Origin of the sequence: Streptomyces sp. UW30, from assembly GCF_008042075.1 — a bacterium.
GTDB lineage: Bacteria > Actinomycetota > Actinomycetes > Streptomycetales > Streptomycetaceae > Streptomyces.
The window spans coordinates 1867447-1872048 of record NZ_RDBN01000037.1 but is presented as its reverse complement, the minus strand read 5'-3'; the positions used below and the strand labels follow the sequence as shown (position 1 = coordinate 1872048).

Annotated in this window: 4 protein-coding genes and 1 pseudogene; 2 read left to right on the top strand and 3 right to left on the bottom strand. The window is 72.6% G+C overall.

Annotation, left to right across the window (positions count from 1 at the left end):
• Positions 1–12: 12 nt before the first annotated feature.
• On the top strand, positions 13–1080 hold the full coding sequence (locus EAO75_RS27305) for an O-antigen ligase family protein (protein ID WP_147997655.1): 1068 nt from the start codon (positions 13–15) through the stop codon (positions 1078–1080).
• 63 nt (positions 1081–1143) lie between these two features.
• Here EAO75_RS27305 and EAO75_RS27300 read toward each other — a convergent pair whose 3' ends face one another.
• Both EAO75_RS27300 and EAO75_RS27295 read right to left on the bottom strand, forming a co-directional pair.
• Entirely contained in the window at positions 1144–1686 is a 543-nt protein-coding gene (locus EAO75_RS27300; RefSeq protein WP_147997654.1) for a hypothetical protein, read from the bottom strand.
• A 174-nt stretch (positions 1687–1860) separates the two neighbouring features.
• A complete protein-coding gene (locus EAO75_RS27295) occupies positions 1861–2646 on the bottom strand; it encodes a glutamate racemase (RefSeq protein ID WP_147997653.1) in 786 nt (261 codons plus the stop codon).
• A gap of 57 nt (positions 2647–2703) precedes the next feature.
• Between EAO75_RS27295 and EAO75_RS27290 the strand changes: the two genes are divergently transcribed.
• Positions 2704–3879 (top strand): glycosyltransferase, encoded by a 1176-nt coding sequence (locus EAO75_RS27290; protein ID WP_261989422.1) that lies wholly within the window; start codon positions 2704–2706, stop codon positions 3877–3879.
• A 1-nt stretch (position 3880) separates the two neighbouring features.
• Here the strand turns inward: EAO75_RS27290 and EAO75_RS27285 are convergent.
• A pseudogene (locus EAO75_RS27285) lies at positions 3881–4602 on the bottom strand (Tellurium resistance); the annotation flags it as partial.

Genomic DNA, 4602 nt, shown 5'->3' with positions numbered 1-4602 from the left:
GGTTTCGCGGGAATGACGTCCTCGGCGCGTCCGGAAGAGGACGGAGCCAGACGAAACGTTTCTGACGCGGCGGGCGTCGTGGTGTTGGGGGCATGCGCCGCCTGGTCGCTGATCTCGGCCGCCGTGCACGACGGCCGCCCCGAAGGTGTGCTGCTCGCGATCCTCGCCGTGGCCGCCGGCTACGCCGCGGGACGGATCGGCGGGGCACTGCTGCCGGTCGCCGTACCCTGCGCCGCGGCCCTGGCCGGAGTGGGTCTGACGCTGACGGTTCCGCATCTGTCCCCGGGCCCTCAGCTCGTCGACCCGCTTGGGCACGCCGGAGCCACTGCCGCCGTGCTGACCCTCGCCACCGGCGCCGCGTGCTGCGCCGCCTGGTCCGCCTCGGCACCGCTCCTGCGTCTGGGCCTGCGCGTGCTCGCCGCCGGAATCACCGTGACTGCGGCTGTCCTGGGCTCGACCAGCGGCTTCGTCACCTGTTCCGCCGTCGTGCTGTGCTCGCTCGCGGCCGGCCATCTCCGCCATCGTGGGGTGGGCATAGCCGGACTGGCCCTGGCGGCGGCCTCCGCCACCGGCCTGACCTGGGCGGTCGCCGGGAACGCGGTGCCCGGCGGACTGCTCGCCTGGCTGGAGGGTCAGCTGACCGGGCACCGGATCCAGCTCTGGCACGACGCGCTGCACCTGGCGCGCGAGGACCTCGCCCTGGGCGTGGGCCCGGGTCGCTTCGGGGAGCTCAGTGAGACGGCGACCGGGACGCTGCTGTCCGACGGCAAGCCGCACTCGGCGCCCTTGCAGCAGGCGGCCGAGCAGGGAGTCGTCGGCCTGCTGCTGCTCGCGGCGGCCTTCTGCTGGATGCTGTTCGCGCTGTGGCGCACCGCTCGTCCGACCCCTGTCGCGCTCACCGCGGGCGCGGCCCTCACCGCACTGGCGGCCATCGCCGCGGTCGGCAACGCCCTCAGCTTCACCACGGTGTCCGTGGGCGCCGGCCTGCTGGCGGGGCTGGCCACGGCACGCCCGATCACCCTTGGGTCGACACACGGCGAGAACGACATACGCGCGCGTGGCGACCGGACAGCCCCATAACCCGACACACGACAGTGTTGGCCACACACATGGGTCCAACAGCCACCCTCAGTGGCGAACAGCTCAGAGCGCCGTGTCGGCCGCGCGAGTCCGCAGCCGGTCCGTGATCACCCGCACGGCCACCTCCGCGTCGTCCACGGTGACGGTGAACGTGTGGCCGTCCCACAGCCGCAGCACCAGGCCCTCACCACGGCGTACGACGACCGCGGTGCCCTTGTCGGGCCGCCACCTGTAGCCCCAGCCACCCCAGTGGCGCGGAGTGACGAGCGGGACGAACTCGGCACCCACGACGTGGGACAAGGGGATACGGCGGCGCGGCACACCGATGTGGCCGCAGCGCACCTCAAGGCACTCCTGGTCGACCTTCAGGGCGACGTGCACGAACGCGAGAGTGCCGAAGAGGACCAGCAGCCCGGCCGCGATGCAGCCCACTACAGCCATGGCCAGGGGGGCGCCGCCGCCCGTCCACGGCGAGTCGATCGCCAGCTCGATGCCGAGCGCCATGCAGGCGGCACCGGCGAGCGCCAGCAGCCACTGGACCCGGTTGGTCGCCCGCCCGGTCCACACATCGGGATGCGGCTTCGTGCCGTGGGGGTGGTCCCTCATGGCTATGAGGTTACTCAGGATTCGCTGCGCTGCTACCGCGTCGCGCAGGGTGACTGCGCCGACCGGGCCATGGCGGACCGAAGGCGTCCGTTTCATGAGAGCCGGATGGTGACCGCCGACTACGACCGCGGGTTCATCATCGGCCGGTTCAAGACCACCGGTCTCGAGCGTCGGTCACTGCGCGGGGCTGACCGCCTGGAGCAGACGCCCTTCCGCATAGGCCAGAGCGGGCTCGGGGAGCGTGCCCTCGCGGCCGCTGAGCAGCACGGTCAGGGTGCCCGTCGCCGGCGCCGCGGGGGCGGGCTGCTCGCCGAGTCGGCGCAGTGCCTGCGCGGCGACGGCCCCGGCGGAGCCGTGCAGGACGAGCGGCGGGAATCCGGGGCGCTGGACGGCGGTGCGGATGCGGTCGGCGACGAGTTCGTAGTGCGTGCAGCCCAGGACCACGGTCGTGACGTCCTCGGGGGTCAGGGCGGCGGCCGCAGCGACGGTGGCCTCGATCGACGGCTCGTCCGCGTGCTCGACCGCTTCCGCCAGCCCGAAGCACGGCACTTCGGTGACGGTCACGCCGTCGGCGAAGTCCTGGATCAGTCCGCGCTGGTAGGGGCTGCCGGTGGTGGCAGGGGTGGCCCAGATCGCGACGGGGCCGCCGCCGGCCGCGGCCGGCTTGATCGCCGGGACCGTGCCGATGACCGGTATTGCGGGTTCGAGGCGGGCCCGCAGGGTGGGCAGCGCGTGCACGGTCGCGGTGTTGCAGCCGACGATCAGGGCGTCGGGCCGGTGCGCCGCAGCGGCGTCGGCGACGGCCGCGGCGCGGCGCGTGAGGTCTTCGGGAGTCCTGGGACCCCAGGGCATTCCGTCGGGGTCGAGTGAGAGCACGAGATCTGCGTCGGGTCGCAGCCGCCGTACCGCGGCCGTGGCCGCCAGCAAGCCGATTCCGGAGTCCATCAGCGCGATCTTCACCCGGCCACGATAGACGATGGGCCCTTGCGGGCGGCCTCGGTGGGGCAGACTGCGCGGGTGAGCGCCTTCGCGTGGACCGCCGCCGGATCACTCGCCGCCTGGCTGTGGCTGCTCCTGTGCCAGGGCTTCTTCTGGCGTACCGACGTCAGGCTCCCGCAGCGGAGCTCGCCGCAGGAGTGGCCCTCGGTCTGCGTCGTCGTACCGGCCCGCGACGAGGCGGCGGTGCTTGCGCTGAGCCTGCCGTCGCTGCTCGCCCAGGACTACCCCGGGCGCGCGGAGATCTTCCTGATCGACGACGGCAGCTCGGACGGCACCGGGGAGCTGGCGCGCGAGCTCGCCCGGCGCCACGGCGGGCTGCCGCTGACCGTGGACTCCCCCGGCGAGCCGCCCTCCGGCTGGACGGGCAAGCTCTGGGCGGTGCGGCACGGCATCCGACTGGCACGCGCGCGTGACCCCGAGTACCTGCTGCTGACGGACGCCGACATCGCGCATGCGCCCGACAGCCTGCGCGAGCTTGTCTCGGCAGCGGGCAGCGGCGGTTTCGACGTCGTCTCGCAGATGGCGCGGCTGCGGGTGGAGAGCCTTTGGGAACGTCTGGTCGTGCCGGCGTTCGTCTACTTCTTCGCGCAGCTGTATCCGTTCCGCCGGATCGGCAGGAAGGGGTCGCGGACGGCAGCCGCCGCAGGGGGCTGCGTCCTGCTGCGGGCCGAGACCGCCGAGCGGGCGCGGATCCCGGACGCGATCCGGCACGCCGTCATCGACGACGTCGCGCTCGCGCGGGCCGCCAAGCGCGGCGGCGGTCACATCTGGCTGGGGCTGGCCGAGCGGGTGGACAGCGTGCGCCCGTATCCGCGGCTGCGCGACCTGTGGCGGATGGTCTCGCGCAGCGCGTACGCGCAGCTCCGGCACAACCCGGTGGTGCTGGCCGGGACGGTCGCAGGGCTCGCGCTGGTGTATCTGGTGCCGCCCGTGGCCCTGGTGACGGGCCTGGCGGGTGGGGATACGGCGACGGCGGTCGGCGGCGGTCTCGCGTGGCTGGTGATGACGGGCACGTATGTCCCGATGGTCCGCTACTACCGCCTGCCGCTGTGGCTCGCTCCCCTGCTGCCGTTCACCGCGTTCCTCTATCTCCTGATGACGGTCGATTCCGCGGTGCAGCACTACCGGGGGCGGGGTGCGGCCTGGAAGGGCCGCACCTACTCGCGTCCGGACGCGCTGACCGACGAGGCCTGACCTACTTGCGGCCGGGCGTCCAGTTCATGCCCCAGCCGTAGGCGTAGTCGACGGTGCGCTGCGGGCTGACCCCGCGCTCGGGCACGAGGTAGCGGGCCTCACGCTGGACGACCAGGTCGTTGCCGGTGTTGGTGATCAGGGCGAGCGCGCACACCGTCGAGGGGACCGTGCACTCGTCGAGCGAGAAGTCGACCGGGGCGCCGTGCTGCGGTGTGAGGGTGACCGTCGCGTGCAGGTCGGCGAAGGAGCGAGCACCCTCGTAGATCGTCACGAAGATCAGGATGCGCCGGAAGGCCCGCTGCTGGTCGAGGTTGATGGTGAGGTTCTCGCCGCTGGACACGGCACCCGTGCGGTCGTCGCCGTCGAGGTGGATGTACGGCGGCTGGTGCAGGGCGCCGTAGGCGTTGCCGAGGGACTGGATGACTCCCTTGCTGCCGTCCATCAGCTCGTACAGGGCGCACAGGTCGAGGTCGAGGTCGTTGTGCATGGCGACCGGGCGGCCCAGCTTGCTCGCCCAGCCCGAGAACTGCTTGCGCACCTCCCAGTTGAGGTTCACACGCATGGCGCCCGAGGTGCCGCCCTGCTTGGTCAGCGAGACCGAGGGGGCCGCCTTGGTGAGCGTGACCTTGCTCAGGCTGACCGGCGGCGCCTGGGGCGCCATGCGTGTGAACCTCAACTGGGAGGTGCGCAAGCAGTTCTCGGGCTGGGCGAGCAAGCTGGGCC